The following is a 1,864-nucleotide window of genomic DNA, read 5'->3' on the forward strand; positions in this document are numbered from 1 at the left end:
GGTGCGGCGGCCCGGCCGCCGCACCCTCGGGCGCGGTTCGCCGCCGCCTTGACGGGCGGACACGGTCCGGATCCGGGAGCGAGGAGGAAGTGACCCGAGTGACGCGGGAGAACGACGATCCGCGCGCCGTCGCCGAACGCCCGCCCCGCCCTTGACGGTTGCGGGCCGCTTCCACCATGGTGTGGTCCACTCCCTCGCACCGCCGCCCCATCGGCACTCCCCCACCCGGAGACGGCATGCGTGCACCCGCCCGATCCCGCCCCGCCCGCCGGAGCAGACGCGACCGTCCACCCGTCGGCCTCGCGGTCGCCGCGCTCACCGCGGCGGCCTCCACCGTCGGCCTGGCGACCACCTCGGCGGACCCGCTCCCGAGCGTCGACCTGATCGTCAACGGGGCGTTCGACTCGTTCCCGTGGATCTGGACGTGCGACTCGAACGTCCTGCCCAGCCACATCCCGCACGACCACTACGTGACCGGCTTCCCCACCGCCGAGAGCAACGCGCGGTGCTCGCAGCGGGTACGGGTCCGGCCCAACTCCACGTACACGCTGAACGCCACGGTCCGCGGCCCGTACGCCTTCGTCGGCGTCACCGGCGAGGCCGGCGAGAACGCCTCCGCCTGGTCGGGCCGGAGCAGCTGGAACAGCCTGTCGCTGCAGGTCACCACCGGGCCGGACACCACCCGGCTCACCGTCCACTTCCACGGCTGGTACGAGCAGCCGGCCTACGACATGGGACGGATCTCCTTCATCGGCCCCGGGTACCAGCCGAGCCCGTGCGGTGAGCCGGACAGCCCGTCGCCGACCGCCACCGGCGGGTCCGCGACCCCCTCGCCGTCCCCCACCTGCCAGCGCACGTACATCCCCTGACAGCCGCCACCGCACCATCGGCCCGCCCCCACATCGGAGATGTCATGCGCTCACACCGTCCCCGTCCCCGTCCCCGCCACGCCGCCGGCGCCCGCCCGCTCGGTGCCGCCGCCGGCGCCCTCGTCCTGGCCGCCGCTGCCGCGCTCGCCGCGAACGGCTCCGCCACCGCCCAGCCGGCCCCACTGGACTGGATCAAGAACGGCGACTTCAGCGGCCCACTCGCCCGAGGCTGGAACTGCCAGGGCGAGTTCGTCCAGACCGACCAGGGCGTCGAGGGCCGCCCCAGCGGGCAGGACTACGCCGGCTGCTCGCAGACGGTCACGGTCGTGCCCGGCACCAGGTACTCCTTCTCGGCCTACATGTCCGGCCCGTACACCTTCGCCACCATCTCGGACCCCGGAACGGGCACCGGCGACGTGATCCTCTGGGACAACGGGCCGAACTGGAAGTCCCTGGCCACGACCGTCCTCATCGGCGACAACGTCCACCAGGTGACCGTCGCCTTCCACGGCTGGTACGGACAGGACCCCTACCGGATCAGCCGCGTCTCGATGATCGGGCCGATGTACCCCGACAACTGCCCCACGCCCACCCCGGGCACGCCCGCGCCGACCTCGACCGAGCCCTGCCTGCCCCGGCCGACCACGCCCCCGAGCAGCCCCGGCGTTCCCCTCCCGACGCCCACCGGCGGCTGAGCGGAGGACGGAAGGCCCCTCAGCGCAAGACGGACTCCAGGAAGTCGCCGCCGAGCCGGGCGACGACCGCGAGGTCCAGCTGGTGGAGGACGTAGCGGCCCCGGCGCTGGGTGATCAGCAGCCCCGCCTTCCTCAGGACGGCGAGGTGACGGGAGACCTCCGGGGCGGTGATGCCGTACGCGTCGGCCAGCTCGCTCGTCGAGTACGCGCCGCGCGAGAGGTTGCGGCACAGCCGCATCCGCATCGGGTGGGTCAGCGCGTCCAGGCGCAGCGTGACCGCCTCCACGGACTCGGCGCCGC

Annotated in this window: 3 protein-coding genes; 2 read left to right on the top strand and 1 reads right to left on the bottom strand. The window is 73.8% G+C overall.

Translation table 11 applies throughout. The features are described from left to right. Positions 1–236: 236 nt before the first annotated feature. Together ABD308_RS24330 and ABD308_RS24335 are read left to right on the top strand one after the other, a co-directional pair. Positions 237–869: a carbohydrate binding domain-containing protein gene (locus ABD308_RS24330; protein ID WP_344338580.1), complete on the top strand. Its 633-nt coding sequence runs from the start codon at positions 237–239 to the stop codon at positions 867–869. 44 nt (positions 870–913) lie between these two features. Then, positions 914–1,564 (top strand): carbohydrate binding domain-containing protein, encoded by a 651-nt coding sequence (locus ABD308_RS24335; RefSeq protein ID WP_344338582.1) that lies wholly within the window; start codon positions 914–916, stop codon positions 1,562–1,564. A 19-nt stretch (positions 1,565–1,583) separates the two neighbouring features. Here ABD308_RS24335 and ABD308_RS24340 read toward each other — a convergent pair. Continuing rightward, positions 1,584–1,864: ArsR/SmtB family transcription factor (locus ABD308_RS24340; protein ID WP_344338584.1), on the bottom strand; the 281-nt coding region annotated here is incomplete at its 5' end.

It is taken from the genome of Kitasatospora putterlickiae, assembly GCF_039527695.1.
GTDB classification, from domain to species: Bacteria; Actinomycetota; Actinomycetes; order Streptomycetales; family Streptomycetaceae; genus Kitasatospora; species Kitasatospora putterlickiae.